Annotated in this window: 28 protein-coding genes and 1 other RNA gene; 11 read left to right on the forward strand and 18 right to left on the reverse strand. The window is 45.4% G+C overall.

Annotated elements, in window-relative coordinates:
• The first annotated feature begins 124 nt into the window (after window positions 1-124).
• Window positions 125-1,162: an SDR family oxidoreductase gene (locus tag KNO98_RS02215; protein WP_214698641.1), complete on the forward strand. Its 1,038-nt coding sequence runs from the start codon at window positions 125-127 to the stop codon at window positions 1,160-1,162.
• Window positions 1,163-1,188: 26 nt separating this feature from the next.
• On the opposite strand, the gene KNO98_RS02220 is transcribed toward KNO98_RS02215, so the two are convergent.
• Both KNO98_RS02220 and KNO98_RS02225 read right to left on the reverse strand, forming a co-directional pair.
• Window positions 1,189-1,509: a YflT domain-containing protein gene (locus tag KNO98_RS02220; RefSeq protein WP_026825943.1), complete on the reverse strand. Its 321-nt coding sequence runs from the start codon at window positions 1,507-1,509 to the stop codon at window positions 1,189-1,191.
• A gap of 87 nt (window positions 1,510-1,596) precedes the next feature.
• Window positions 1,597-1,812, reverse strand: coding sequence for a PH domain-containing protein (locus KNO98_RS02225; RefSeq protein WP_214698648.1), 216 nt, complete (start codon window positions 1,810-1,812; stop codon window positions 1,597-1,599).
• Between the two features lie 98 nt (window positions 1,813-1,910).
• Here KNO98_RS02225 and KNO98_RS02230 point away from each other — a divergent pair, with 98 nt between their 5' ends.
• Both KNO98_RS02230 and KNO98_RS02235 read left to right on the forward strand, forming a co-directional pair.
• On the forward strand, window positions 1,911-2,969 hold the full coding sequence (locus KNO98_RS02230; RefSeq protein ID WP_026825941.1) for a GTP pyrophosphokinase: 1,059 nt from the start codon (window positions 1,911-1,913) through the stop codon (window positions 2,967-2,969).
• Window positions 2,970-3,056: 87 nt separating this feature from the next.
• Complete coding sequence (locus KNO98_RS02235) at window positions 3,057-3,494, forward strand: MarR family winged helix-turn-helix transcriptional regulator (RefSeq protein WP_026825940.1); 438 nt, start codon at window positions 3,057-3,059, stop codon at window positions 3,492-3,494.
• A gap of 84 nt (window positions 3,495-3,578) precedes the next feature.
• Here the strand turns inward: KNO98_RS02235 and KNO98_RS02240 are convergent, their stop codons facing one another.
• The 5 genes from KNO98_RS02240 to KNO98_RS02260 form a co-directional block, all read right to left on the reverse strand.
• A complete protein-coding gene (locus KNO98_RS02240; protein ID WP_251129433.1) occupies window positions 3,579-4,226 on the reverse strand; it encodes a class F sortase in 648 nt (215 codons plus the stop codon).
• Window positions 4,171-4,968 carry a DUF4397 domain-containing protein gene (locus KNO98_RS02245; RefSeq protein WP_026825938.1) on the reverse strand — a complete coding sequence of 266 codons (798 nt, stop codon included), beginning with the start codon at window positions 4,966-4,968 and terminating at the stop codon, window positions 4,171-4,173. Before KNO98_RS02245 ends, KNO98_RS02240 begins: the two co-directional genes overlap by 56 nt.
• A 248-nt stretch (window positions 4,969-5,216) precedes the next feature.
• Window positions 5,217-5,924, reverse strand: a complete 708-nt coding sequence (locus KNO98_RS02250) for a glycerophosphodiester phosphodiesterase (RefSeq protein WP_214698650.1) — start codon at window positions 5,922-5,924, stop codon at window positions 5,217-5,219.
• A complete protein-coding gene (locus KNO98_RS02255; protein ID WP_214698651.1) occupies window positions 5,921-7,393 on the reverse strand; it encodes a carboxypeptidase M32 in 1,473 nt (490 codons plus the stop codon). The genes KNO98_RS02250 and KNO98_RS02255 overlap by 4 nt, the downstream gene beginning before the upstream one ends.
• 74 nt (window positions 7,394-7,467) lie before the next feature.
• The gene (locus tag KNO98_RS02260) at window positions 7,468-9,000 is read right to left on the reverse strand and encodes an FAD-dependent oxidoreductase (protein ID WP_214698653.1); all 1,533 of its coding nucleotides are present in this window, start codon (window positions 8,998-9,000) and stop codon (window positions 7,468-7,470) included.
• A gap of 193 nt (window positions 9,001-9,193) precedes the next feature.
• On the opposite strand from KNO98_RS02260, the gene KNO98_RS02265 reads away from it, so the two are divergent.
• Together KNO98_RS02265 and putP are read left to right on the forward strand one after the other, a co-directional pair.
• Window positions 9,194-10,165 carry a D-alanyl-D-alanine carboxypeptidase family protein gene (locus tag KNO98_RS02265; protein WP_051545973.1) on the forward strand — a complete coding sequence of 324 codons (972 nt, stop codon included), beginning with the start codon at window positions 9,194-9,196 and terminating at the stop codon, window positions 10,163-10,165.
• Window positions 10,166-10,499: 334 nt separating this feature from the next.
• A complete protein-coding gene (gene putP / locus KNO98_RS02270; protein ID WP_026825933.1) occupies window positions 10,500-11,981 on the forward strand; it encodes a sodium/proline symporter PutP in 1,482 nt (493 codons plus the stop codon).
• A gap of 43 nt (window positions 11,982-12,024) precedes the next feature.
• On the opposite strand, the gene KNO98_RS02275 is transcribed toward putP, so the two are convergent.
• The 8 genes from KNO98_RS02275 to rnpB all read right to left on the reverse strand — a co-directional run bounded on the left by KNO98_RS02275 (window position 12,025) and on the right by rnpB (window position 18,304).
• Window positions 12,025-12,330 carry a hypothetical protein gene (locus KNO98_RS02275; RefSeq protein ID WP_026825932.1) on the reverse strand — a complete coding sequence of 102 codons (306 nt, stop codon included), beginning with the start codon at window positions 12,328-12,330 and terminating at the stop codon, window positions 12,025-12,027.
• Between the two features lie 15 nt (window positions 12,331-12,345).
• Complete coding sequence (locus KNO98_RS02280) at window positions 12,346-12,900, reverse strand: hypothetical protein (RefSeq protein ID WP_026825931.1); 555 nt, start codon at window positions 12,898-12,900, stop codon at window positions 12,346-12,348.
• Window positions 12,901-12,979: 79 nt separating this feature from the next.
• Window positions 12,980-13,801: a YihY/virulence factor BrkB family protein gene (locus tag KNO98_RS02285; protein WP_214698655.1), complete on the reverse strand. Its 822-nt coding sequence runs from the start codon at window positions 13,799-13,801 to the stop codon at window positions 12,980-12,982.
• Between the two features lie 103 nt (window positions 13,802-13,904).
• Complete coding sequence (locus KNO98_RS02290; RefSeq protein ID WP_026825929.1) at window positions 13,905-15,323, reverse strand: alanine/glycine:cation symporter family protein; 1,419 nt, start codon at window positions 15,321-15,323, stop codon at window positions 13,905-13,907.
• A gap of 67 nt (window positions 15,324-15,390) precedes the next feature.
• Complete coding sequence (locus tag KNO98_RS02295; RefSeq protein WP_214698656.1) at window positions 15,391-16,293, reverse strand: Gfo/Idh/MocA family protein; 903 nt, start codon at window positions 16,291-16,293, stop codon at window positions 15,391-15,393.
• Window positions 16,294-16,345: 52 nt separating this feature from the next.
• Window positions 16,346-16,528: a hypothetical protein gene (locus KNO98_RS02300; RefSeq protein WP_034771048.1), complete on the reverse strand. Its 183-nt coding sequence runs from the start codon at window positions 16,526-16,528 to the stop codon at window positions 16,346-16,348.
• Between the two features lie 121 nt (window positions 16,529-16,649).
• Window positions 16,650-17,813, reverse strand: a complete 1,164-nt coding sequence (locus KNO98_RS02305) for a THUMP domain-containing class I SAM-dependent RNA methyltransferase (protein ID WP_214698658.1) — start codon at window positions 17,811-17,813, stop codon at window positions 16,650-16,652.
• A gap of 123 nt (window positions 17,814-17,936) precedes the next feature.
• Window positions 17,937-18,304, reverse strand: an RNA gene (rnpB, locus tag KNO98_RS02310) — RNase P RNA component class B.
• Between the two features lie 120 nt (window positions 18,305-18,424).
• On the opposite strand from rnpB, the gene KNO98_RS02315 reads away from it, so the two are divergent.
• Window positions 18,425-18,829, forward strand: coding sequence for a hypothetical protein (locus tag KNO98_RS02315; protein WP_214698660.1), 405 nt, complete (start codon window positions 18,425-18,427; stop codon window positions 18,827-18,829).
• Window positions 18,830-18,872: 43 nt separating this feature from the next.
• On the opposite strand, the gene KNO98_RS02320 is transcribed toward KNO98_RS02315, so the two are convergent.
• Both KNO98_RS02320 and KNO98_RS02325 read right to left on the reverse strand, forming a co-directional pair.
• The gene (locus KNO98_RS02320) at window positions 18,873-20,321 is read right to left on the reverse strand and encodes a S8 family peptidase (RefSeq protein WP_214698661.1); all 1,449 of its coding nucleotides are present in this window, start codon (window positions 20,319-20,321) and stop codon (window positions 18,873-18,875) included.
• Window positions 20,322-20,415: 94 nt separating this feature from the next.
• On the reverse strand, window positions 20,416-20,823 hold the full coding sequence (locus tag KNO98_RS02325; protein WP_026825923.1) for a type III PLP-dependent enzyme domain-containing protein: 408 nt from the start codon (window positions 20,821-20,823) through the stop codon (window positions 20,416-20,418).
• A 170-nt stretch (window positions 20,824-20,993) separates the two neighbouring features.
• On the opposite strand from KNO98_RS02325, the gene KNO98_RS02330 reads away from it, so the two are divergent.
• The 5 genes from KNO98_RS02330 (at window position 20,994) to KNO98_RS02350 (ending at window position 25,724) form a co-directional block, all read left to right on the forward strand.
• Entirely contained in the window at window positions 20,994-21,887 is an 894-nt protein-coding gene (locus tag KNO98_RS02330) for a hypothetical protein (protein WP_026825922.1), read from the forward strand.
• Window positions 21,888-21,956: 69 nt separating this feature from the next.
• A complete protein-coding gene (locus KNO98_RS02335; protein ID WP_214698663.1) occupies window positions 21,957-22,622 on the forward strand; it encodes a response regulator transcription factor in 666 nt (221 codons plus the stop codon).
• Complete coding sequence (locus KNO98_RS02340; RefSeq protein WP_214698665.1) at window positions 22,619-23,965, forward strand: sensor histidine kinase; 1,347 nt, start codon at window positions 22,619-22,621, stop codon at window positions 23,963-23,965. The genes KNO98_RS02335 and KNO98_RS02340 overlap by 4 nt, the downstream gene beginning before the upstream one ends.
• A gap of 68 nt (window positions 23,966-24,033) precedes the next feature.
• Complete coding sequence (locus KNO98_RS02345) at window positions 24,034-25,047, forward strand: ABC transporter permease (protein WP_214698667.1); 1,014 nt, start codon at window positions 24,034-24,036, stop codon at window positions 25,045-25,047.
• The gene (locus KNO98_RS02350; RefSeq protein ID WP_026825918.1) at window positions 25,044-25,724 is read left to right on the forward strand and encodes an ABC transporter ATP-binding protein; all 681 of its coding nucleotides are present in this window, start codon (window positions 25,044-25,046) and stop codon (window positions 25,722-25,724) included. The genes KNO98_RS02345 and KNO98_RS02350 overlap by 4 nt, the downstream gene beginning before the upstream one ends.
• Here the strand turns inward: KNO98_RS02350 and KNO98_RS02355 are convergent.
• Window positions 25,672-26,082: a hypothetical protein gene (locus tag KNO98_RS02355; RefSeq protein WP_214698669.1), complete on the reverse strand. Its 411-nt coding sequence runs from the start codon at window positions 26,080-26,082 to the stop codon at window positions 25,672-25,674. The genes KNO98_RS02350 and KNO98_RS02355 overlap by 53 nt on opposite strands.
• Window positions 26,083-26,188 lie beyond the last annotated feature (106 nt).

Below are 26,188 nucleotides of genomic sequence, written 5' to 3' on the forward strand. Positions count from 1 at the left end.
TTCTCTATAGTTCATAACCGACTTCGTTTTTTTCTAAACATGAAATTTCAAAAGAGGCAAAGTGGCTACATCAGCCGAGACTTGATATGATGGATGCAGAATGTCACAGAAAGGGAGAACGCGATTGTATATATTTATGACTGGTGGAACTGGATTTTTAGGAGGACGTCTCGCCAAAGAGTTGATTGGTCGTGGGCATCGCATCTGTATGCTCGCACGAACGCCAGAAAAGGTAAACGCTCAGTTCACGACTGAGGAACGTGAGATGATAGATATATTGCAAGGGGATTTGACGGCGCATGCACTCGGTGCTGATGAACGCTTCATCGACTCTCACAGAGGAAAGGTTGATTTATTTCTACACATGGCGGCACTCGTCAAATTTGATGAAGAACTACGTGAAGCTCTGTTTGAAACCAATTTGACCGGGACGAAAGAGGCCCTGCGATTGGCCAAGGCGCTCAATTGCCGCCGCTTCTTCCATGTGAGTACGGCCTATACGCTCGGCGCAAAAGAAATCGGTGGTGAGACTTTGTACGATGTGTCGCAATCATTTTTAAACCCATACGAAGAGAGCAAGGCGCACGCCGAACGGGCGGTCTGGGACTCGCGTGAAGCGCTTGAGGTTTCCATCTTCCGACCGGCGATCATCGTCGGCGACTCAAAGACAGGTGAGGCTGATTCAAAATTTACGATGTATGGATACATGCGCGCCCTCGAGCTATTCAAACGCAAACTTGAGCGCCGGGGTCACGATTTTGAGTCCCTTCGCCTGATTGGATCTGCAACAGGTACTTCGAACCTCGTTCCGGTCGATTATGTGACAGATGTGCTCTTAGCAGCCATTGAGCATGCGAAAGCGGGTACCATCTATAACGTGACGAATGATACGCCCCCACGAAATGAGACGATGCTCGATTTTATGAAAGAGTCATTATCTTTCCCACATTTGATGATTTCTGAGACACCGACATCCACACTCAGTTCCATCGAACAGTCTTTTAACGATATGGTCAAAGTATTCAATCCGTACTTGAATCGCAATATTAAGTTCTATGATGAAAATACGAAGCAGTTGCTTCGGGATGCAGGATTCTCACCACTTCGACTCGATCATCAATCATTACGTCGCATTGTGAATGCATACTACCAAACAAAATAAAAATGGACCGGGGTACCGGTCCATCGTCATTTATCGCAAACTAAAACAATTTTACCGTCCTGAATCTCACGTTCGAGTGAATCTACCATCTCTTTTGTTAACCCAAGGCTCTCCATCTGTTCCATTCGATCATCTGAATTGCTTGTAAATTTGGAGAGAAGCGACTCAAACATTCCCTTCTCAGGGATACGATACGATTGAACACCCGCCTCTGCAGCCAATCGAACTGTCAATTCCTCGTCTTTTGCGAACAAATAGATGTGTTCGTTCACACAACCTCCTGAAACCATTTCATTTACTTCATGGTCGACTGTCGTCATATCATTCACTACTCTTGTTTCTATCATGCCCCATCCTCCTAGACGTTCACACTCATAATTTTACTATTTTTACTATTCCCCAAAAGTGAGGTGATAAACATGAACCCCTATGGTTTATTCGTGGATTGCCCACACTTCGATATCAAAATGTTGTACGATTCCCTGAATTCGCTCACATTCATCCTCTATCCCTGTTCGTCCTTCTAATCGAGCGGTTACCGTGAACTGATTCTCGTCTTCTCGGATACGGGATATCCGATATCCTGCCTGTTGCAATAAGCCTGCGATGATTTCAATCTTCTCTTTCTCTGCCGATTGAAAGACATGCATATATATCATCTCCTTTCAAACCTCTCATCATACGTATGCTACCATATCGTTTCTCGTTTGAGATGATATACTATTGATAGAGAAAAGGAGTGATTTTCGTGCCTAAACAAGATCTAAATACAATCATGCTCGAATATTTGAATGAAAAGGAAGACTATGAAGCATTTGCGACGAAGCTGAAAGCACTCCTCAGCGAACTATTGACAGAAGCCGGTATTCAGTTTCATTCAATCGTTGCCCGTGCCAAAGAAGCAGATAGTCTATTTGCGAAGCTATCCCGAAAACCTTACCAATATCGGTCCTTACGTGATGTACAGGATTTGGCAGGAATTCGTATTGTTACGTACTTTCATGATGATGTGAGGACTGTTGCCCAAATTTTAGAAGATGAGTTCACCATCGATCGAGAACAATCGATTGATAAATCGACATTGCTTGACTCCAATGAATTTGGTTATCTTTCTGTACATTACGTCGTGGAGTTGAGTGACAAACGACTCGCACTTGGCGAATATCGTCGCTTTGCGGAAAAAGAGGCAGAGATTCAAGTCCGCTCGATTTTGCAACATGCTTGGGCTGAGATTGAGCATGACCTTGGATACAAAAATCCCAACGCTGTCCCGCCTGAGATTAAACGCAGCTTCAGCCGAGTCGCCGGTCTGTTGGAGATTGCTGATTCTGAGTTCGTGAACATCCGGAAACAATTAAGGACATTCGAACAAGAAACGGTGGAACAGATTCTTGAGTCTCCTGAGAAAGTGGCGATTACACGTGATAATTTGAATTATTATATCGCGAATGACAAAGTCGTTGAAAAGTTGGATAACGCCATCTTTAAGAGTGAGTGGTTACTCGAAACCGACCTCTCGGCCATCGTCGAACTGACACGCATGTTCCATTACGCAGATATTCGGACATTCAAAGACTTAAGTGATACGCTCTCAACTTATTTCACGCAAGCCATCCAATGTGCGACGCTTCTTCCTTCTTCTCTTTTACCAAGACAAGGAATGGGAGTTGTTTACGCCGTGCTCGCAAAACTTCTGGCAGAAGGAGATGAATCGCAAATCGAATTCTTCTTTAGACGCTTCTACCCGGACCTAAAGCATTACGAAGACATCATTCAACAAATTAGAGTGAAAGACGAGCCGCTATAACTTTACAGACAACACCTTTTTAATGTAGAATGTTTCTATGTTCTGAAGTATATATGAATAATATTAAACTAGGAGGTAGTTTAGAGGATGACCACACCTGTACAGACCACTTCACGTCGTCAGCTCGTCGCTGATGCTGAACGTGGAATCCGAATGAACTATCGCGGAGTTAAAAAAAATCTCCGTTCGATGTTCTCACAATACTTGACCCGCAATGAATTCTTCATTCTACGTTCTCTTTGTCAACAGAGTCCTCAAATCGCCTCTGCACTGTCAAACGAGTTTCAATTTTCGGCTTCAATGATTACAGCACTCGCTGATGAGTTAACGAAAAAGGGCTTAATCTCTCGCGAGCGTAGCGAGCGTGACCGCCGTGTCGTTGAACTTCAGGCGACCGATGCCGGTCGTGAGTTGTTTGAGACGCTAGAGAGCATGAAAATCGAATATTTGTTAGAAGTGTTTACTGATTTTTCAGATGACGAACTCATTTTACTCTCAAAATTGTTAGATCGTATGGATGCTTAACCTATAAACAGACCTCACCCTGGACGGGCGGGGTCTGTTTTACTTTAAAAGGAGATGCGAATCTTTGATTCGCATCTCCTTTGTTTATTTCGTTTCAATCAAGTGTGCTGTGACAACGATCCGGTCACGATATCCTAGCTTCTCATCGTATGGTCCCGCGCAAGTAATCAGTTGAATCCGTTTTGCCTGAGTGGCCGCAAAAATCGAAGCGAGCGGAACTTGTTCAAGGCGATATTGTTTTACACTGACGACTTCATATGTTGCGACTTGACCCTTTTTTTGGAGCGTCACCACTTCTCCAATTGGAAGTTGATCAAGGTTCGAAAAGATGGCGGGACCGTTCAAGTCATCGAGATGACCGGATAACACAACATTTCCTGTTGCGCCTGCCTTCGCACCGTATTGATACCAGCCAACTTGATTTACGTCAGCCGGAGTATCCATCCGTCCAGCATCATCCTTCCCGACTGCTTCAATCGATGCATCAACATCGATTGATGGAATCACAAGCCGGGACGGGACAAAACTATTCGAATGAAAGGATTGACGATCGACCTGTTTTGACGTCAAGACGATTGGTTTACCGAAGTCAGCCATCGGCATGACGAATGATCGATCAGGTGCATCGGCCTGAGCACTCAACAGGAAAAATGTGATGGTTCCTAAAAAGATGAGCTTAAGCGTCTTGCTTCTGACGACGAAAGACGTAGAATCCTGCCGCTGCAGCTCCAACTACCGCTGCTGCGAGCAACCAGTTCATTGATGCTGTTTGAGCGAGACCACCTTGTCCAGTCTCAGGAGCCATCGCCATTTCTCCGCCATCTGCAGCGAGGAGTACTTCAAACGCTGGTTCTCCTTCAAGGAGTCCGATAGCGAATGCCGTATAGTTCATACCACTTTCGAGTGCGACACCATCAAGTGCTTTGACGACATCGGTCGCCCCCGCTGGACGAACTTCAAGGTCATACGTGCCGGCATCGAGTGTGCCGTAATCACTTACTGCTTTGAACTCGAGGTTTGAGAATAGTGGGTCCCCACCTTTAGGTGCTACATCAACTGCTGGAGCATCCGGTGCGAAGTGAGCAACGCGAACTTTTGATTTACCGTCTTCGAAGTTCGCATCGTCTTCCATTGCAGCGATTTCGATGTTTTCAAGTTGTCCAATCGCAGCAGCTGTGTAGAATTTGCCTGCCTCGATTGAAAGGTCTGCTGCAACGACGACTGTTTCTGCGTCACCTGCTGGCTTGATCTCGACGTTGTAATCTCCAGCAGGAAGAGTCAAGTAGTCAGTGAGGTCTTTGAATTCTGCTCCCTCGACCGCGACTTCCCCATCCACATACACGTCAACTGCCGGTGCATCAGGTGAAGCATGTAGCACACGGACCATCGCATTTTCATGTCCATCGGCGCTAACCGGTAAGATGAACGCGAAAGCCAGTGCTAGTGTACCAAGTAAAGACATCAACTTCTTCATGTGAAATATCCTCCTTTTTTCTACGGTAACCTATGACTTGCATACAACAAGTGTGATGCAGTGCTACATGGCGTGCTACATCTGATTGCTATGTAGCTCGGTGACATCTTAAACTTAAGACAATCCGACAGTGACGTAAAGGGGACATTATGTCCTGAATGTGCTCCGATATGTTATGGAATGAAAGCGCAACCTCTACACTATTTTAGATTCCCAATCTCGATAAAGTAAAACCCCTTAGTCTGCGACTAAGAGGTTTGATTTGCCCATTCGATATCATTCACAAAAATGGCATCGACTTGAAGAGCTAGGCAGCGCTTCATTTCACTAGCTGTCTTGATTGTATAAGGTCTTACAGGAATATCATGTTGTTTTAAGCATTCGATTTCTTGATCTGTGATGCGATTGATATGTGGATGGACCGAGTCGGCTCCCACAAATTTAAGATATCCGACAAGGTCATATAAGGGTTGTGCCAATAAAATCGCACACTCGATATCTGGACGCATTTGCTTCAACCGATGAATCGTCTCATGGTTGAATGAAGAGAAAAGGATACGCGACGGGTTGATTCCTGCCATTTCGATTGTATCGATGATGCGGGATTCAATCCCTTCGTAGCGAAGGACATCGGTCTTCACCTCAAGATTTAATCGGATTGATTCATCACTCACAAGTTCGAGAAGTTCTTGTAGTGTCGGGATGACCTCTTGTTGAGAATATTGAACTCCGGCGTTAAACCTTCTCAGTTCGTTGAGTGTGTATGAAGACACCATACCGCTCCCGTCCGTCGTTCGCTCCAGTGTCTCATCATGAATGAGAACGAGCTCACCATCTTTGGTCAAATGAACATCTGTTTCGATTCCATCTGCCCCCGTATCCAGCGCGAGTCTGAACGCCGACATCGTATTCTCAGGTCGAAGTGCCATCACACCACGATGCGCGAATCGCCTCATTTGGAAACAGTCTGATACTTGTCCGTCAAATAGCGAACAAGAGGTTGCACCGAGATTTCTTGACCGGTCACTTGTCGAATAAGTTCATTCGGCGTTAGACGTTTTCCATATTGATGGACATTCTCCTGTAGCCATGCTTTTATCGGCTCAATCTCACCATCTTGAATCAGTGTCTCGAATTGAGGAAGGTCGGACTTCAAAGCCTCCGTCAATTGCGCCGCATAAATCAACCCGAGGGCATAGCTCGGGAAGTAACCGAATGAACCACCTGCCCAATGGACGTCTTGAAGGACCCCTTTGGCATTCGACGGCACATCGAGACCAAGATACTCTTTATATTTTTCGTTCCACGCCGCTGGCAGCTCATCTACGGATAATGTTCCTTGAATGAGCGCTTTCTCAAGCTCGTAACGGATGATGATGTGGAGACTGTACGTCAACTCGTCTGCCTCGATTCGAACGAGGGATGGCTTGGCTTCATTCACCCCACGATAGAATGTATCGAAGTCGATATCAGCATATGTTGGATGCAGTTGTTTGAGTTGCGGATAGACACGCCGTAAAAAGGCCTCGCTGCGTCCAATGAAGTTCTCAAAGAAGAGCGACTGCGATTCATGGATTCCCATTGATGCACCCCCTCCTAAACCGAGTTCATCGAGGGCTGGGTCGATTTGCTGTTCATACGTCGCGTGCCCCGCTTCGTGCATCGTACCGAACAACGCATTCCGAAAATCGGCTTCATCATATTTCGTCGTGATTCGGACGTCACGACGGTTGATTGTGATCTCAAATGGATGCACGGTCGCATCGAGACGCCCGCGCGACAAGTCGTAGGCGACAACATTCATCCAGTCGTGACAAATTTTCTCTTGAACGTCTGCCGGCATCGACCAGTCCATGGAGAACGATTCATTCGGGAGTTGCTGAATGAGGGGAACTAGTTCGTCTCGGAGCGAGGCGAACAATTCGTCTAAGAGTTCAACCGTCATACCGGGTTCGAAGTCATAAAGCAGTGCATCGTACGGATGCTTCTCATAACCGAAATATTCCGCAAATTTTTGTTGGAATCCGATGATTTTCTTTAAATAAGGAGCGAACATGTCCCAGTCGTCTTGGTCTTTTGCTTTCTCCCATGCCGTTTCCGCCTCAGAGACAAGCGTCACGTAAGCTTGATACTCATCATGAGGAATCTTTGCGTTTCGTTCATATTGCGTTTTTGCAACTTCAAGTGAACGCACTTCGATATCAGATAGCCCCTCTTCCTCAGTCATCCGTCCCAATAAAGAAGCAAACGATTCACTCGTTTGTCGTTTGAACGCCTCGGTCGACAAATATCCGATCGTTTCTGCCCGTAACGGTGCCGAATGTTCCGGCATTTGTGTACGCATATCCCAATATAAGAGAGAAATTGCTTCATCAAATGCCCGGAGTTGTTTAAAATGATCACGCCATTCTTTTGTTACTTCCATCTGTCAGTCACCCCTCTGTGTTATTCTTTTCTCTTTCTACTTTATTATAGCTATCAACCTTCGCCTACACCAGTTTACAAATCTTCTCGCTTGCTATAGGTGAGTGGTTTTGTAGCAGGTCCTTCCAGAACGGCTCCTTTTGTATCGAACCGCGATCCATGACAAGGACAATCCCATGTCCTTTCCGCATTGTTCCATTTCACTGTACAACCGAGGTGTGTGCAGGTCAGGTTGACAACATGGCAACGGTTTTCTAAATCTCGGTATACCCCTTTTGTGCGATGACCCACTTGCACGATTCCACCTTCATCTAGCTGAAGATCTTGAACATCTTGTTGTTCGAGCACCCGTTCGACCGCTCCTTTCGTGAATTGTGTGGCGGTGTCGAGGTTTGTCTTTAAAAATGCAGGGAGGTCTGTTGATTTGACAGTTGTCCGGAGTGGTGACACCAACTCTGAAAAACGGTTTGGACGATTCGTGAGTTGATCAGCTAACAATATTCCGGCAGCAATTCCGTTAGTCATACCCCATTTTAAAAATCCTGTCGCCACGAAGATATCTGGTTCCCGCTTAAACATCTGTCCTACATACGGGAGGGAATCTAATGTGATGAGATCTTGAGAAGACCAACGATACGTCGCCCGATTCGTTCCAAAATGATGTTGGGCATCGCTCTCCAGACGATCATAACGACTTCGGGTGTCCGTCACCTGTCCCGCTAAATGTCCTTCTCCACCAATTAGTAAATATGTTTTTCCATTATCAACATATGACCGATACGATCGACTGTTGTGATCGATACTTAAATACATCCCTTTCAGCGGATCTGTATCCGTTTCACAAGCAACGATATAGGAGCGCTCTACTGAAAATTTAGACACGTATAGCCCACGTAGGTCATTGAACGGATAATGGGTCGCAATCACGACCTGATTTGCCTGAACCCGTCTTCCTGTAGCAGTCGTGACAATCGGTCGTGGACCTTGACTCACTTCCATCGCCCTCGTCTGTTCATAGATATTTCCGCCGAGTCGGACAAAGCGTTCAGCTAATTCACGTAAGTACTTGACGGGATGAAACTGTGCTTGATTGCGAATTACTAAAGCTTGTTCGATTGTAAATGGAAGTGCATGATTCACTTCCTCTGTCGCTTCTCCCCCATCAATCTTTAGACGGCGGTAAGCATCGAGTTCTTTTACGAGTTCGTCATTTGGTTCCGTCGCATATAAGTACGAATGTTCCAAAGAAAAATCGCAATCGAATCCTTCGTTTACTTGATTCTGTAAATAGACAAGTGCTTCAGCATTGAATTCGTAGTAAAGACGCGCAACCGTTTCACCGAAGTGTCGTATCAATTTTTGATAAATCGACCCGTGTTGAACAGAACATTTGGCCGTCGTATGACCAGTGGTACCATGACCAATCTCTAACGCTTCTAAAAGCGTCACTTGCTTCCCTCGCTTCTGCAACTCATAAGCACAGACAAGTCCGGCAATCCCGGCTCCAATGACTACGACGTCAGCTGATTCTGAAACATTTAACGAGGGATACAAGGGCCCCGTGTCATGCTGTCGCCAAATAGAATTCGTGAACGGATAACGATGCATGGTAAATTCTCCTCTCATAGTAGTATCTCTACGTCTTTACCCAAATCTTCATTGTTTCCTCATCAATCATTGACCTAGTTCTTTATTTTAATAGCGAAAAAAGAGAGCATTTTCTATTATGTTTAATGAGTAATGATAAAAGGAGGGACTTTTGTTGACCCGTAAAAGGAGACACCGAAGAAGAACGTACATCATGCGACGAATGATTGCAGCGGTTGTGTTGCTCAGCATCATCGCAATGATCCCGACCTTAGTCGGATTTAAACAAGACAAGGAATCACCAACACCTGCAGAGGCAGCCGCTCCGAAAATGGAACCGATGAAACAAGGTCCTGTCTTTCCGAATATTGAGATGGGGTCATGGCATCCCAGTGAATCAACTATATTATCAAACGATGACATTTCCGTTGGAGCTTTGACCTTCATCAATGTGACGAAGCAGGAAATTTTAATCGATAAGAACGCAGACGATCGCGTGTTCCCAGCGAGCACAACCAAACTGATGACGGCACTGCTCGCCTACGAAAAAGCATCCGTCGCAGACGAGCTCGATCAATCAGTTATCACCATCCAAGCATCTACACTCGACATTCCATGGGATAGTCACATCGCCCATCTCACAATTGGTGATAAATTGACGGTACGCCAGGCTTTATATGCTACTCTTCTCGAATCGGGAAATGATGCTGCGAATAGTCTAGCGGAATATACGAGTGGGTCTACCGAAGCATTTGTTCAATTAATGAACGACCGTGCGAAAGTTTTAGGATTAGCTGGCACTCACTTTATGAATGCACACGGATACTCAGATCCGAATCATTATACAACGGCGAACGACATGGCTAAAATTGCCTTCGCATTCAGTACATACCCTGAACTTGTTGAAATTGCCGGGACTTATGAATACAAAGCTGAATTTGACGACATTGACGGAAACGGCAAACGGCGTTGGTGGTATCATCTCGGATCCGCTGTTAATGAGAGAAGCATTAACTATTCGAAATACGTGACGGCTACTAAAACAGGTTACACCGACGAATCCGGTTATACGATGGTGTTCATCATGCAACATGAAGAAGAGACGTATATCTTAGTCACAATGCAAGCAAAATCTGGGCAGACATTCCCGACGATGCGACTCGTTGAAGAGACAGCATTTCAATAATGATGAGAAAGAGCATTTAATCTATGCTCTTTTTTATTTTTTCTGAAAAGACATCATTTAATATTACATTAATGTTACAACAACAAGTCTTTAGCATTTCAAATATTCAGAATATTTAAACTTTTTAATGAAAGAAATTTGCTCTTATCCGTTGATATGATAGGCTTTAGAGCCGTTTTTATGAAAAGATGACAGTTTGCAATCATTCCAAAGGTTCTGTAAGGTAAACCACAAGTTCGCCTTTTCAACTTTTGTATTTGACTGTGTGACGACTTCACACAATCGCGAACGAGTTGATGAGATAGATTTTTTTAACTTAATAGGAGGTAATTCAATGCTATGGCAAGAATGGGTATCAATCGCGCTTTATCTCGTGATGATGCTTCTTATCGGATACGTCGCGTATAAGCGAACGACCGATTCATCAGATTATATGTTAGGTGGCCGTAAAATGGGGCCAGGAGTTACAGCCATGTCAGCCGGGGCTTCGGATATGAGTGGTTGGATGTTAATGGGACTACCAGGTGCAATGTATGCAACTGGACTATCAGCAATTTGGTTAGCCGTTGGATTGGTCATCGGAGCTTACTTGAACTACTTGTTAGTTGCTCCACGACTTCGCGTCTTCACAGAGATGGCGAACGATTCGATTACGATTCCAGACTTTTTAGAGAATCGGTTCCGAGATCACTCGAACTGGCTACGGATCCTATCCGCATCCGTCATCATCATCTTCTTCACGTTCTACACGTCAGCCGGACTCGTTTCTGGCGGGAAGTTGTTTGAAAGCTCATTCGGATTAAACTATCAGACAGGTGTCATCGTCACAATCAGTGTCGTCATCTTGTACACCCTTTTCGGTGGGTTTACAGCAGTTAGTTGGACGGATTTCGCCCAAGGCGTCATCATGTTCTTGGCACTCGTGCTCGTTCCTTTCGTCGCATTAACAGATCTCGGTGGAGTAGACACTGCTGTCAACTCTGCAACAGCAATCAATGCCGACTTGTTTGATTTATTTAAAGGTACGACAACACTTGGGATTATCGGTCTCCTCGCCTGGGGACTCGGTTACTTTGGTCAGCCGCACATCATCGTCCGCTTTATGGCCATTCGTGATGTGAAATCTTTGAAAACAGCTCGTCGTATCGGAATGAGCTGGATGACTGTATCGATTATTGGTGCCGTCATGACAGGTTTCGTCGGAATCGCATACTTCCGCGGTCAAGGAAATCCGCTTGGTGACCCAGAAACAGTCTTCATTCAATTCTCTGAAGTCTTGTTCCACCCGTTCATCACTGGATTCTTATTAGCTGCGATTCTTGCAGCGGTCATGTCGACCGTATCGTCACAATTGCTCGTTACGTCGTCTGCTTTAACAGAAGACTTTTATCGTAAGTTCTTCAACAAAGAAGCAAGTGAAAAAACAATGGTACGCGCCGGTCGTATCGGTGTCTTGGTCGTCGGGTTCGTAGCAACACTCATGTCTCTCAACCCATCTAGCACAATCTTGACACTCGTTGGATATGCATGGGCTGGATTCGGCTCAGCTTTCGGACCAGCAATTCTCTTGTCACTCTATTGGACGAAGATGACACGTCAAGGTGCCCTCGCTGGTATCCTCGTTGGTGCCATCACAGTTATTCTTTGGATTGTGACTGGACTCTCAACTGTCCTTTACGAAATGGTCCCTGGCTTCTTCTTAAGTATGTTGGCAATCGTACTTGTCAGTAACTTTACAAGCCAGAAAGAACAAAAACGCATTACTCGTGAATTCGGCGAAATGGAAGCTGAATTGGCAGCTGCGAAAAAAGAATAATACCACAAACAAAAACTCGGTTCCCTTAAAGGGACCGAGTTTTTTACATGGAAGCGGCTATTAACCATACACGAATCACGAATGGAACGAGCACTAATACGAGCATCGCGTTACGCATCCATTTGTTCCGATTCCAATAGTACGCCATCAATACGAACGGATGAAGCGCGACCAGTTCGTATGGGTTGAACCAAAACCAAGTAATGATCAATGCGATCAAATAATAGAGCACTGATTTTTCTTTCGTTGATCGATACTCACGCCACATATCATACGCTCCTTTAAAGAACGCAATGAATGTCGCAATCCAAAATAGAATGACAATCACATTATCGAATCCGCTAAACAACTGTGTAACCACCTTTTAGGAAGGATTTTCTACATAAAAACCGCCCCAATATATATGACGGTACGTAAACTCTTTACCACTCTCTACAGTAATTACAATCTCATCTTCCGTCAATACTAGAACGTGAACTGGCACTTCTCCTTGCCGTAACATCGGGCTAAATAGTTGGAACTGCTTGTTCAGCCATTTCCGTTCTGAGAAATTCTGATAGTGATGAAGCGCTAGCATAGGATGGCTCAAGTATACTATGCCAATCAATGCAATGGCGACTGGCGGCGACCCAATCTCCATCAAGAACGAAAAGACGAGTAAGAGTGACAAGATCGCATATCCGAATTCCACTAACTCCATGAAAGAAGCACGACTGGCGACGACATATTGAATGACTCGAAACATGAGATACAGGATGATACTGACCATCAAGTACTCCGAAAATGGTGATTGCTGAAACGATACGTTCAAATAGAATAAAACAGGTAATAGTAAAATCCACTTCCACAGATGTAAGGCGAGGTAAAACAATGATTGATCGATGAAACGACGATTGTGAACGAGCCGTTGCATATTCATGTTTCCCACCTCCGCTTAGATGATGTGACCTTACGTTACCATTCCCTATTCTTTTGAATGATAACTAATAATTACAAGTCTAACGAAGTTTTTCTTCCCTCTCGATCAGTGTCGCATTTAAGAGGCCTCCGAGTAAGATCACAGAGGCTGCTAGATAAAACCAAATCAATAAGACGATGAACGCTCCAAGTTGTCCATAAAACTGTTCGTAGTTCGCAAACTGTGAATAGTAACTGAACACATTTGACACAACTAGTATTCCGAGAGTCGCAAATGCTGCTCCAGCCCAACTATTCTTGAAAGTACCAACAACACTTGGCAACCACTTATAGACGAATACGAATACTATGAATAGAAGACTCGTTCCGATAATCCATCTAAAGTAAAACCAAATTTGAGCATAGGTTGTGACAATCTCATCGATGAATAGGATATACGAAGATACCTCGCGTAGCGCCGTCTCAATCACCGGTACGAGCAAAGAAAATGGAAGCACAAACATGAGTGCTAACGTGATGGCAATATCCTGTAAAATCCCTCTCCAAAACGCCTTGTTTCGGACTGCCCGATAGGCATCGTTCAAGGCCCGGACTAATGACTGGACAGCAATCGATGAAATCCAAAGTGCGGGTAAGATACTGAATGATGCCAATTTCAATTTTGAATTGTCAAAAATCGCCTCGATATTTCCTTCTAATAGACGATAACTTGCTTCTGGCATAATGAGCGACAATGCTTGAATCACATCGCCACTTGAAAAAGGTAAAAGTCCAACAATCCCCAACACGAACAACAAGAACGGGAATGTAGAAAGAATGAAGTAATAGGCTAACATAGCAGCTTGATCAAAAAATCGTTCTACAAAAAATCGCTTGACGATTGTCAAGATTACTTGTTTCATAATAATTCTCTACTTTCTTTAATTAAAATAAATACGGTATCTGAAATAATAATAAGTGAATGGAGAAAATGCTCCCTGAATCGGAAGCACTCCCATATATCGTTCAACTGATTTCTTCTTTTTTTGCTTCCCACGCTTCAATATGCTCCTTGCCAGGTAAATCTACATCATCTTTTAAGAATTCTGGGTCTTTGCCATCTTTCTTCTGGAGTATATAATCATCGAGGAGCGTCTTAGCAACTGTACTTAATCGGAAAATCGCGTACATATTGACAAGTGCCATCAACCCCATGAAGATGTCCGCAATCGACCAGACAAGTCCTGCCGAGCGTACCGAACCAAACATGACCATACCGACAACAGCAATCCGGTAAGTGATGAGATATCGTTTTTTTTCAGAAATAAATTCAATATTCGTCTCTCCATAGTAGTAGTTGGCCAAGATCGAGCTAAAAGCAAAAAGAAGAATCGCAACTGTCATGAGTGTCGTTGCTATCGGACCGATCTCAACGAGGAGCGCCTCTTGGGCAAGCTCGATTCCTTGAAACGCCTCAGAACCTTCCACACCCGAAATCAAGACAATCATCGCCGTCGCCGTACAGATGAATAATGTATCGACAAAAACACTGAGCGATTGAATCAATCCTTGTTTGACAGGGTGGCTAACTTCAGCCGTTGCGGCGGCATTCGGTGCTGAACCCATCCCTGCCTCGTTCGAGAACAATCCACGGCGAATCCCTTGAAGGACAGCTGCTCCGACCGCTCCACCGAACAGTTGTTGGAAACTGAGGACACCTTCTGAGAAGATGGCCGAGAATACTTGTGGCACTACATCAAGATTCGTGAGGACGACCCAAATCGCTAGTAGGATATAACCACCCGCCATGATTGGTACAATAATTCCCGACAAAGTCGAGATCGAACGAATTCCGCCGAAAATGACAATTGCAGTGAGGGCGGCTAAAATCAGCCCGACCCATATCGTATCAATCTCAAATACATTGTTCACAGAGAGCGCAATCGTATTCGCCTGTACCGAGTTGAAAGCAAATCCAAATGCAAAGGTAATCAAAATGGCAAAGACGATCCCTAACCAGCGCTCCCCTAATGCCCGCTCGATGTAATATGCTGGTCCACCACGCCAAGCTTTGCCATCATGCACTTTATATACTTGGGCGAGAGTACTCTCGACGAATGCTGATGCCGCTCCAATCAATGCGATGAGCCACATCCAAAACACGGCGCCAGGACCTCCTAATGCGATGGCGGTCGACACACCGGCGATGTTTCCCGTACCGACACGAGCTGCCGTCCCGATTGCGAACGCCTGGAAGGAAGATACCTGACCTTTCTCATGCTTGAGTCCTTTCACAAATAGCAGTTTAAACATTTCAGGTAGCATTCGAAATTGAACGAATCCCATCCGAATCGTAAAATAAAGTCCTCCGGCAATCAAGACAAAGATGAGTAGGTACGACCATAAATAGTCATTGATTTGCATAATCAGTTCACGAACATCCAACAAAATCGCCTCCTTTTATCGGGTTATCGAGTTTTTACCCGCTCTGAATCTGACAGAAACAGACGATTCACTGCACATGTGTGAGTATCTCTTCACACAGTCGATGCGTCTCAAGACTATCCTCGGCAATGACCGACGTATTCGGTTCCCCGTTTACTAACCGAATGAACTCTTCGACCATGTGGATGAATCCGCGACGTTTCAAGTTCGACTCCCACGGGTCGAGTGCCCATTCTCTCACCCCGTCGGGTCCATAATCCACAATCCGCTCGACGTCACGGCTGACACGCTTCACATTCGGAGACATGACCTCCATCACTTCCTCGGTGCAACCGTTATCACGGTTCATCCAACCGATTGCTTCAATCCCACCTGCAGTGAAGTGAATCACCACTTGTTTCAAAACGTCGCCGTCATAACGCGGAGTGACACGCAACCGTTCGACCGGACGAAGGTCGGTTAGATAGCGGAGTGTATCAACGACGTGAACAAAATCCTCGATGACGAATTCACGAAGCGTCGCCGGTTTATAAGTTCGGTTTTTTTGAATGAACACCATGTTCTTTTGTCCGATCTTTTTCAACGCTTGTGTCGCAGTCGCAAATCGTCGATTGAAGCCGGTGACGAGATGAACATCGTTTTCTTTGGCTAACATGACAAGCCGTTCCGTCTCTTCAAGCATGAACGTGATCGGCTTATCAATGAAGACATGTTTCTTTTGAAGAAGACAGTACTCGGCTTGTTCAAAGTGTGCTGATGTCGTCGAATGAATCATGACAGCATCCATCTCTGACATCGTCACCTCCTTAAGGTCAGTGTATCCACCTTGGAAACGATACGTTGACAGCATAGCGTCGAGCTTCTGTTTATCCCTTGAAACGAGGTATACGTTGACGTCTTTCAATCCGGCATACACTGGCAGATATGCTTTTTGGGCCACATCACCAATTCCGACTACTAAAATATTCAATTTGTTCACTCCTTCAGTCATATGTAGAAAGCCCGAAGCGATTGCCTCGGGCTCACGTAATGGATACAATCTCAAAACTAGTGATCGGCTCACGAATCGCGTCCGAAACAATTTGGTAGGCAGCATTTAGCTCTTCTTGATTATTCAAGTTTGGCGCACGGTTCATTTTCACATCTACCGTCCGGGTGGTCTGTTCTTTCGCATGTAACTGATATTCGACGGTATACGTCTGCATCACATGTCCCCCTTTTTATTATACATATGATATGTATAACCTGTTCATCGAATGATGAAACAATTGAGTAAGTGAAGGAAATTAGAAAAATGACCGCTCGATGGAACGGTCATTCTCTACATTAGTCAGATTTTTGATTCGTATCACGATCCGGACGTGGACGACGTTTACCGAAGAATTGATAATATTGTGTCTCAATGTTTCCGTTGTACAATTTACGACGCTTCGTCGCCGGGCGACCGTACGCTTTCTCGAAGTCTTCATAGCTCGTCAACATATAAACGCTATATCCAGGGTATTTCGCATATTGTGCCCCGATTCGCTCGTACAAGTCGATGATTTCTTCTTCAGATTGGAGTCGCTCACCATATGGTGGGTTGCCGATGATGACACCGTACTCTTCTTTCGGCTTCAACGCGGCCGCGTCACTATGGACGAACGTGATTGCATCACGAACGTCTGCGAGTTCAGCATTATCTTTCGCGAGCTTCACCATCCGTGGGTCGAGATCGATCCCGTAAATTTTTAGGGGTTTATCCCACTCTGCCTTCTCGTTCGCTTCATTGATTGCCGCATACCAGGCTTTCTTCGGGATACATGCCCAGTCCTGAGCGAAGTATTCACGATTGATACCCGGAGCAATGTTACGTCCGATCATCGCCGCTTCGATTGCAAGCGTCCCTGAACCGGTGAATACATCATAAAACGGCATGTCCGGACGCCAGTTCGTCAATTGAATCATCGCCGCTGCCATCGTCTCTTTGAGTGGAGCTTGCGAATGAAGCTCTCGATAACCACGACGGTGAAGCGGACCGGATGTATCGATTGTGATGGTCGCCACATCTTTTAATAGTGCGACTTCAATCGGGAATTTTGCGCCTGATTTCGGCAACCACTCGCCTTCCTTGTGGTAACCACGTTGCATCGCCTCGACGATTGCCTTCTCCGTGATCTTCTGGCAGTCACGAATCGAGAACAGTTTCGACTTGACAGAACGTCCGTCAACCGTGAACGCCGCATCCCATGGCATGAGTTCCGTCCATGGTAATGCCACGACCCCGTCAAACAATTCGGTGAACGTCGTCGCTTTGAATTCTGCGACGACGAGTTTGACTCGGTCCGCTGTCCGCAACCACATATTGAGGCGAGGGATGTCTTCCATCTCCGCATCGATATAGATCCGTCCATTTTCCACTTCACACGTGTACCCTAAATCTCTCACTTCTTTTGCTACGAGCGCCTCAATCCCCATCGCTGCTGTCGCAATCAGTTTACGTTTTGCCATTACCTATCGCCTTCTTTCTACAAGGTATCATTCATTAATCTGTAAGTTATAAAAAGTTCATGAAAAAAGGAGTTCAAGTATATGTGCTTGAACTCCTTGTCGTTGTAAGTTGAGACTATGTTGTCCTGTAAGCCATGTTCTGTACTCCGGTGCTCATAACGGTCTCCCTGGCACGATGGAGTGACAATCATCTATCTACGCACAAGTGCGCCCTCCGTCCCGTTCGATTCCGGTCTGGAAGTTCCCCTACCATAGTTTGGGTTTCTCGCTCGTGGGGTTTACCTCGTTCCACTCTGAACGTTTCCGATCAGACTCCGTCACTGTGGCACTTTCAAGAAGCGTACACCGTATCCTAGGACTTAGGTGTTTCTTCTGCCGTCAACTTGCGTTGCCTACACTTATCTTTTCGTGTAGCACGATCACTACAGCCATCACAGGCTGTGCGAGCATGGACTTTCCTCAAGACTTGCGTCCCGCGATTGTCCAGACTTCATAGTCACTTCAACTATTGTAGCGGATATTTCAATGCTTGACAACTGAAATTCGAAACTTGATTTTACGAACAGTCAGCGATAAAATAAGGCGTGTTCATTGAATAAGGAGGGATTTTGATGCATCAGGATGCAAAAAACGGTTGGATTCAACGTCTAACCTATGTAATAGAAATCGATGACATTAAAGTGCTCCACCCGAACAACGGCGTGTTCGCCTTCTACCGGAATAATCGTCTCGTTCGAGGGTTTGAACCGTTCGACATTAAAGCACCGAACGAACTCTCGAAACGATCATATCATTTTGACCATCACAATTTAACACACTTGGAAGAGCGTTTCCCGGACGCGATCCCAGTGTTCGATGAAACGCATGAAACGCGTCGCACATGGAGTGACCGTGTTCGAGTCGGTTTATGTGAGATCATCCGAGATGGTAAACTTAGTTTTGAGCATATCGACGACCAGGGAAATGTCTTAGAAGCGAGTATCCGTTGGTGTGGAGAAGCCATCACCATTGACTAAATAAGATTAGCCGCCTCTCTTCAGGAGTAGGCGGCTTTTAATTTTACAGTGTTTCGACGACGGGCTGCTCCTTCTCAATCTCAGGAGCGTCATAAGTGGTTGTCACGACTTTTTCTCGTACATCGGTCGGTTTCAGGATGACAGTCAAGCCTCGTGTCGTATCCCCTCGTACTGGGAACGTTCCGGCAATATGAAGGGCTTCATATAGTACATTCCCATCTAAATCAAGAACCGTGACCATCCCTTTTCGTGACGTCCGTAACGTAAAGGTCTTTTCATCTGTCGCTTCGACCGAAACAGATGTTTTTAACGTGTTGACATAGTCAATTGTTCGACTCGTGTAGCGCTTATATTTCCCATCTGTCACTTGTCCGACAATCCGATATTGTCCACTCGGTAACCAGTCTCCGCTCGAATACATTGTGAACGTACGATTCGGTGAGAACGTTTTAATTTTTTTACTTCCTTGATAGAGTGTGAACGATGATTTGAGATTCGAGTGATTCATGACACTCAATTTCACGTCTTTGACGTATCGACTTTTCCAAACAGAAGGTGTAGAAATATAAATCGGACGGCTTGTCGCTTCAAGCAATTTCATCGTATTTAGTTCGGTATGTGTTGTTCCGGACACTCGAGGCATTTTTGCAATCAAAGCTTCGATCTCTCCCGGAGTTAAATAAGGATTGATTGATTTGACAAGAGCTAGACTAGCAGTGACCATCGGTGCTGCCATGGACGTTCCATCCATATAGACAAAACGATTGTTGACCCCTAAAGACAAGACGTTGACGCCTGGCGCAACGATTTTGACGTTTGCATCCATATTACTAAAGTCGGCGATACGATGCCGGGAATCGATCGCACCGACCGCAATCACTTCTTTCATATTTGCTGGAAAGGTCGATTTGCGTTGCCCATCATTTCCAGAAGATGCGACAATGATCACACCCTTCGCCCTTGCCCGCTTGATTGATGTGGCCAATCGGCTGTCATAATCATCCCCCCCAAGAGACAGGTTGATTAGATTTGCACCTTTCGCGACTGCCGTATCCACAGCTTTCGCGACAGTCCATGAATCAGTGTACTTTGAATTCTTTCCGTAGAACACATTGTAAAAGTGATATCGTACGTTCGGTGCGAGTCCGGCAATACCGAACTGATTATGTTTACCGGCCAAAATGCCTGCAGTATGCGTCCCGTGAATGTCAGCGCTGTAGGGTCCTTTCATTGAGTTGACGACACGAGGAACATTTTTCAAATCCATATGATTCCGGTCGGCAGATGAGTCAATCAGTGCCACGACGATGTCGGAGGCTCCTCTCGTTTTACTCCAGGCCAAATCGGTTCCGATTTGATGAACATAATACTGACTCGATATACGAGGTTCTGAGACGACATAACCATGCTTCTCAAGGATGACAGGTTTGGCTGCACCTACCGTCGTAGGCAGTAAAAGCGCAACTGCTGTCAAAAGGGCAATCTTCTTCATTCCTTCCGCTCCATTCCAAACTGATAAAGTGATTTCATTATCTCAAACTTTGGATTAGATTTCCCTTTTTTTGAATAAAAAGTTGCCGAAAAACTTACCAATAATTTGATTCATCCGGATGTAGCATGTCGAATTCAATAATTCGTCCAATCGTCAAGTACGTATAATATCGCGCCAATTCAACCCGACTCGGGTCAGGACGAAATCCTTCTAAATCCTCTCCAAGTGGAGAACCATCAATGGTTTCAAACTGCTGACAAAAAAAAGACTCTGTTTCAGCATCCCAGATGATGTGGTCCCCAATGTATCCGCTACCAAAGCGAATATAATCGATGATGGATGGGACGATGACCTCAGCTGGTAAACGTTCACTCATCCGACTAACAAGTTCATATCTAATGCGATCCGCCTGATCGACTTCCTCAAAGGAGGAACACTTCAATACTTCTTTATTGATTTCAATCAACACAACGTAATCCCCTGGCTCGATAGAGAGCTTCATCGTCTCACCTCACTCTTTCAATCCTTCGTCTGATTCTCTACAAGTCACTATTCGAGATAAGTAAGTGGAATCCTTTCCATTCCTCATTTTTTTCCAAATCATAGTTGAATTCGCAACGGCTAATGTGTTTTTGTTATACTAATCATATGAATCTAGAGAGGAAGTGCACCATGGCCAAACGACCGTTGACCCCTCGTGAAAGTGAGTTGGTCGCGACCGCGTTATTTGTTGTTGGAACCGTCCCATATGCCGGACATATCGATCGTCTCGAATCACTCACCTTACGTGACATCGCTGATGACTATTTGACTGGAAAGCTCACTTCTGCAGATGCGATTGAAGCGCTCGACCAGTACATTTATGTACGACGACATCGGTTTAAAAATGTGACCCCTCACAACCTGTGGACGTTGGATGACCGGACTGAGCAAGAAGCGCTACGGCATATCTCAAAACGACCAGAATTGAAAAAGGGACAAACATTGAATAAACGAAATCAACCGTTTCAAGTGGGACAAGATATTGAATTCAAGGTAGACAAGCATATCGATCGGGGGCAATTCCGAATCTACATCGGGAAACAGCAGGGCTATACGTGTAAAGCACAGTCAAAAGAGCGAGAGAAGCTGAAATCTATATCCGGTTGGGTCACACATGTCGATCTCAAAGATCGATTGGTGTTCGTCAACGTGACAGACTTCGGTCGTTTAGCAATCGAACCGTCTATGAAACAGGAATTCGAATCCATGAGCGCCTCGATGCTCGGTTGGTTCGCTACAGCAACAATTCCTTCTGAAGAAGATACGCTCCTCGCAAAACGGATGATTGCCACACTTCAAAGACGTGATCAGCCGTACTGGTTCACACTTACGACGGCATTGAATCATCCCCGCCCAGAACATGTGAAACGTTGGGGAACTGTCGTCAATCTACTCGTCAAGGCGAGCAATGGTGACCAAAAAGCAATCCAAACATTAGAGACACAAGAAGACAAATACTTCAAAGATGCATTCATCCGGGCGCTTCGTTCCTTGCATCAAGAAATGACGAAACAGTTGAGCTGATCCGACTCGAGGTGACCCCAAAAAGGTCACCTCGTTTCCTGCAGTAACTTTTTGAAAGGAACGATTGACATGCGTATACTCATCGTCGAAGACGATCCCGCTATTTTACGACTTGTGAAGGAGACGTTTGAAAATGCAGGGCACGAGGTTTTAATCGCAACAAATGGCACAATAGGTGAGCATCTATACACGACCCGTCCGATTGATGCAGCAATTCTAGACGTCATGCTTCCTGGATTGGACGGTCGAGAGCTTTGTCAGCGCTTAAAGGGGACACTCGATATTCCAGTTATCCTATTGACGGCTCTCGATGAATGGGAAGATAAACGCCAAGGTTTCGAGCATGGGGCAGATGATTATGTGACAAAACCGTTCATCCCCGAGGAATTACTATTCCGCTTACAAGCCGTTTCGCGGAGATATCAACGTTCGTCCGCGTCAAAGATTCAAACAGGACCACTGCATTTGGATATAAGAGAATATGAGGTGAAACTTGACGGCCAATTGTTCTACCTTCCTAAAAAAGAATTCGAACTTTTATTTCAACTAGCCTCCTTCCCTGGCAGGGTATATCGTCGCGAGGAGTTGATTGAACTTGTTTGGGGATTCGATTTCGAGGGGGATGAGAGGACCGTTGATGTTCATATTAAACGACTTCGTCACCGGTTCAACCATCCTGAACTGTTTATTCGTACGATTCGAGGCGTTGGATATTCACTCGAGGTGAACGCATGAAGACACTCTATACACGAATCATCGTCACCATGTTTTTGATTTTACTCCTATCAGGAGCCGTTTCACTATTATTTAGTAACGTAGCCTATTATAGATGGTGGCAACCCTCCTATAGCGAGAAGACTGAAGCGGTTGCTAATGGAGCGTCAATCTATTTTGAACAACACACCGATGAGGATGCTGATGCATTTTATATGTTTTTAGCAGCGGCAGGTTATCAATTGGTCGTCATTGATACGACAGATGGACTCCGGCGCTATGGTGGTGCGTTTCGTGACGAAACTATTTCTGACAATGTAATCGAAGCAGTACGAGAAGGTACTCCTTATCAAGGAATGCGAGACTTTCCGTTTCACCTCTTCTTGTTAGGTTTATTTGATAACGAATTGACTAACACGTATGGATTTGCACTCGATAACGGAGACATTATCTTTATCCGCCCGGACTTAAGTGCCCAAATCCGGGAGTTACATCTTTTCGTCGGAATGTTCTTCGCCCTCGTCACGCTCCTAGCGTTCGGCTTGATTGCTATTTCGACACGCTCACTCGTTCGTCCGTTAAAGACACTCACAAAAGCGACCACTTCTGTCGCTATGCGTAAAGAGCCTGAAGATCTACCTATAGAACGACAAGATGAGATTGGGACGCTAGCACGACAGTTTCAAGACATGTCCAACACAATCAATCAGACCGAAGCGAGACAACGGCGTTTTGTATCGAACGTCTCTCATGAGTTCCAGTCCCCACTGACATCCCTTGTCGGCTATGCTGAAAAATTAGTTGACGGAACGGACGGTGTATCAAACGAATATGCGCGTGTCATCGAACAGGAGACGAGACGTCTATCCCAATTGACGAAACAGCTCCTTCTTTTGTCACGTCTGGATGAAAATCCACCAATCCTTGAGACGAAAGTGAATGTGCTCCAATCGGTATCTGAAGTCATTCAAATAAACGCCTTCTTGCTCGATCAAAAAGGGATTGCTGTCATCATAGATATTCCGAATGATGTCGAATTGACGAGCGACCCGGTCCTTCTCGCTCAAGTATGGAATAACGTATTGGTGAACGCCATACATGCTTCTCACGAAGGGGGTACGATTCAAATCATATGTACTTTAGAACCACATGTCACTATATCCTTCACTGATGAAGGGATTGGCATGAACGAGGAAACGAAACAACATCTCTTCGACCGTTTTTATCGTGGCGACACGGCTCGGACAAGCAGAGGAACCGGTCTCGGTCTCGCCATCACCTCAGATATCCTTGACTTACATGGCGGTCAGATCACACTTGAATCGAGTGAAGGAATCGGCACCACGATTCATCTACATTTTTGATTCTGTTCATATTCTGTTCATATTACTGAAGTACACTTCCTTCATCAGCACTTGAAGGAGGTTTTTTTATGCAGTTAGGTTGGAAAGAGATGTGGAGACAAAAAAGAAAATTCTCGATGCTATTTGTGATCACATTATTGATTGTCATGTTGACGACACTCATAACGGGGCTAGCAGATGGCCTTGCATATGATAATGGCTCCGCCTTGCACGAATTGAATGCTACGACGTATCAACTTGATCCAGACTCAGAAGGTCAATTAACACGATCGTTTATAAACGTCACAGCGGATACTTCAAATGAAACGATGAGTGTTCGACCGCTCACGGTCACATTTAATGGAAAAAAAGAAGAAGTGACACTATTCGCTCTTCCAAAAGATAGCAATATCGGTCCTGTTGCCGCTCTTAAAAAAGGTGAGGTCGTTTTCGACCCCAGTCTTTCAGATAATCTTGGAACAGGTGAAACCTTGACAGACTTCGTGTCTGATTATCGTTTTACGATTGCTGGGGAATCGCATGGACGCTATAGTCATGGACCAGTGATTTACACGACGAACGAGACATGGTTCGATTATTTGAATCATTCCGAACAACGTCCATATGTATCTGCTGAGATTGGGACTGAATCTACGATATCCGACGCGCTCGTCATGAGTCAACAAGATTTGATTGAGTCGGTTCCGGGATATAGTGCCGAACAGAGTACGTTCACGATGATGCGGGCATTTTTACTCGTGATTGGAACCTTTATTTTAACCGCATTCTTTTATTTGTTCACGCTTCAAAAATTACCCGAACTCGGAATCTTAAAGGCAATCGGCATCTCGCCACGCATCATCGGATGGGCACTGCTCTTTCAAGTCATCGTCATCGTCTCGGCTGCTGTCGCCACATCGATTGGGGTCACGTACGTCGTCGATGCGGTGATTCCATCGTCGCTACCGTTTCTCGTTGACTTCGGTCATGTCGCGCTGTTCGGATTTATGTTCATCAACTTATCTGTTCTCGGCGCATTGTTACCGCTATGGAAACTCCGTCAAGTCGACGCAATTGAGATTATAGGAGGGAAAGCATCATGAAGTTAAGCCATGTGTCACATCAGTTCGACGGTCAACTTGTATTAAATGATATCGAGTTAGATGTATCATCCGGAGAATGTATCGCCATCGTCGGCCCGAGTGGCAGCGGAAAAAGTACACTGTTATATATTCTGGGACTATTGCGAAAACCGGATCAAGGCACCTTCTTGATGAACGAACGCGACGTGTTCGAACTAGATGAGGAACAACGTCGTCTTATACGGCTACATGAAGTAGGCTTCGTGTTTCAACAAGCTCATCTAATCCCGTATCTGACGGTGCTCGAACAACTCGAACTCATTCAAGAGACAAGTAAGATCGACGCAAAGCAACTACTGAGCGACCTCGGCTTAGGACATCGACTGCATCTTCTCCCGGCGACCTTGTCAGGAGGAGAAAAGCAACGAGTCGCCGTCGCACGGGCTTTGATCAACTCCCCGCAACTCATTTTGGCAGATGAACCGACGGCGAGTCTCGATTATGAGAATGGGCGACGTGTGATGGAACTATTGTCCCAACAGGCACATGAAAAAGGAAGAAGTGTCGTCGTCATCACACATGATGAACGTATGCTCGATGTGTGTGACCGTGTCCTTCGCGTGATCGACGGTACCTTGACCGAGGTCAACAAGGAAGAAGGGCATCACGAAGACAAATTTGATGCAGTTGATGAGTGAGCCATCCTCCAAGGCGAATAGTGACACTAATTAACCCATCCCCGGAGATGGTCGCCTCTTCAATGGTCATCAGTCGTTCGGTGATATGATTCGATTCGAGTCGAATCCCCGAGAGACAGGAGAATGCGTGGACGATTTCTTCTGGTCGACACCCGACCAGATGCGCAACCTCTTGTACTTCGGTGAGGAGGCTCGTTTTGTTGAGTAGAAAAGAGCGGTCGAGTAACAGATCAAATACGAGTCCGACGATTCGTTCATCACCATCGGTCGTCCACGAGAAAGTTATTCCTCGTTCGAGTGTCCCCTCCCGATTGCTCAACACCCTTTGAATCATTCGATAGATATCTGCCCTCTCCATCAAGATCTCCCCCACTTCCCTGCTTTTGTCATTCCATCATATCGCTCGGACCCATATTTTTCGATGCACCATGATTCCTTCAATTAACCCGCTTATGCTATGTATA

Origin of the sequence: Exiguobacterium sp. s57 (genome assembly GCF_018617685.1) — a bacterium.
GTDB classification, from domain to species: Bacteria; Bacillota; Bacilli; order Exiguobacteriales; family Exiguobacteriaceae; genus Exiguobacterium; species Exiguobacterium marinum.

Coding starts and splice junctions, on each gene's coding strand:
- KNO98_RS02350 (WP_026825918.1), top strand. CDS start 25,044: ATGAAGTTAAGCCATGTGTCACATCAGTTCGACGGTCAACTTGTATTA.
- KNO98_RS02330 (WP_026825922.1), top strand. CDS start 20,994: ATGGCCAAACGACCGTTGACCCCTCGTGAAAGTGAGTTGGTCGCGACC.
- KNO98_RS02255 (WP_214698651.1), bottom strand. CDS start 7,393: ATGGAAGTAACAAAAGAATGGCGTGATCATTTTAAACAACTCCGGGCA.
- KNO98_RS02265 (WP_051545973.1), top strand. CDS start 9,194: ATGCGACGAATGATTGCAGCGGTTGTGTTGCTCAGCATCATCGCAATG.
- KNO98_RS02355 (WP_214698669.1), bottom strand. CDS start 26,082: ATGGAGAGGGCAGATATCTATCGAATGATTCAAAGGGTGTTGAGCAAT.
- KNO98_RS02260 (WP_214698653.1), bottom strand. CDS start 9,000: ATGCATCGTTATCCGTTCACGAATTCTATTTGGCGACAGCATGACACG.
- KNO98_RS02335 (WP_214698663.1), top strand. CDS start 21,957: ATGCGTATACTCATCGTCGAAGACGATCCCGCTATTTTACGACTTGTG.
- KNO98_RS02245 (WP_026825938.1), bottom strand. CDS start 4,968: ATGAAGAAGTTGATGTCTTTACTTGGTACACTAGCACTGGCTTTCGCG.
- KNO98_RS02285 (WP_214698655.1), bottom strand. CDS start 13,801: ATGAAACAAGTAATCTTGACAATCGTCAAGCGATTTTTTGTAGAACGA.
- KNO98_RS02345 (WP_214698667.1), top strand. CDS start 24,034: ATGCAGTTAGGTTGGAAAGAGATGTGGAGACAAAAAAGAAAATTCTCG.
- KNO98_RS02305 (WP_214698658.1), bottom strand. CDS start 17,813: ATGGCAAAACGTAAACTGATTGCGACAGCAGCGATGGGGATTGAGGCG.
- KNO98_RS02325 (WP_026825923.1), bottom strand. CDS start 20,823: ATGAAGCTCTCTATCGAGCCAGGGGATTACGTTGTGTTGATTGAAATC.
- KNO98_RS02300 (WP_034771048.1), bottom strand. CDS start 16,528: ATGCAGACGTATACCGTCGAATATCAGTTACATGCGAAAGAACAGACC.
- KNO98_RS02320 (WP_214698661.1), bottom strand. CDS start 20,321: ATGAAGAAGATTGCCCTTTTGACAGCAGTTGCGCTTTTACTGCCTACG.
- KNO98_RS02225 (WP_214698648.1), bottom strand. CDS start 1,812: ATGCATGTCTTTCAATCGGCAGAGAAAGAGAAGATTGAAATCATCGCA.
- KNO98_RS02220 (WP_026825943.1), bottom strand. CDS start 1,509: ATGATAGAAACAAGAGTAGTGAATGATATGACGACAGTCGACCATGAA.
- KNO98_RS02340 (WP_214698665.1), top strand. CDS start 22,619: ATGAAGACACTCTATACACGAATCATCGTCACCATGTTTTTGATTTTA.
- KNO98_RS02280 (WP_026825931.1), bottom strand. CDS start 12,900: ATGAATATGCAACGGCTCGTTCACAATCGTCGTTTCATCGATCAATCA.
- KNO98_RS02315 (WP_214698660.1), top strand. CDS start 18,425: ATGCATCAGGATGCAAAAAACGGTTGGATTCAACGTCTAACCTATGTA.
- putP (WP_026825933.1), top strand. CDS start 10,500: ATGCTATGGCAAGAATGGGTATCAATCGCGCTTTATCTCGTGATGATG.
- KNO98_RS02235 (WP_026825940.1), top strand. CDS start 3,057: ATGACCACACCTGTACAGACCACTTCACGTCGTCAGCTCGTCGCTGAT.
- KNO98_RS02250 (WP_214698650.1), bottom strand. CDS start 5,924: ATGAGGCGATTCGCGCATCGTGGTGTGATGGCACTTCGACCTGAGAAT.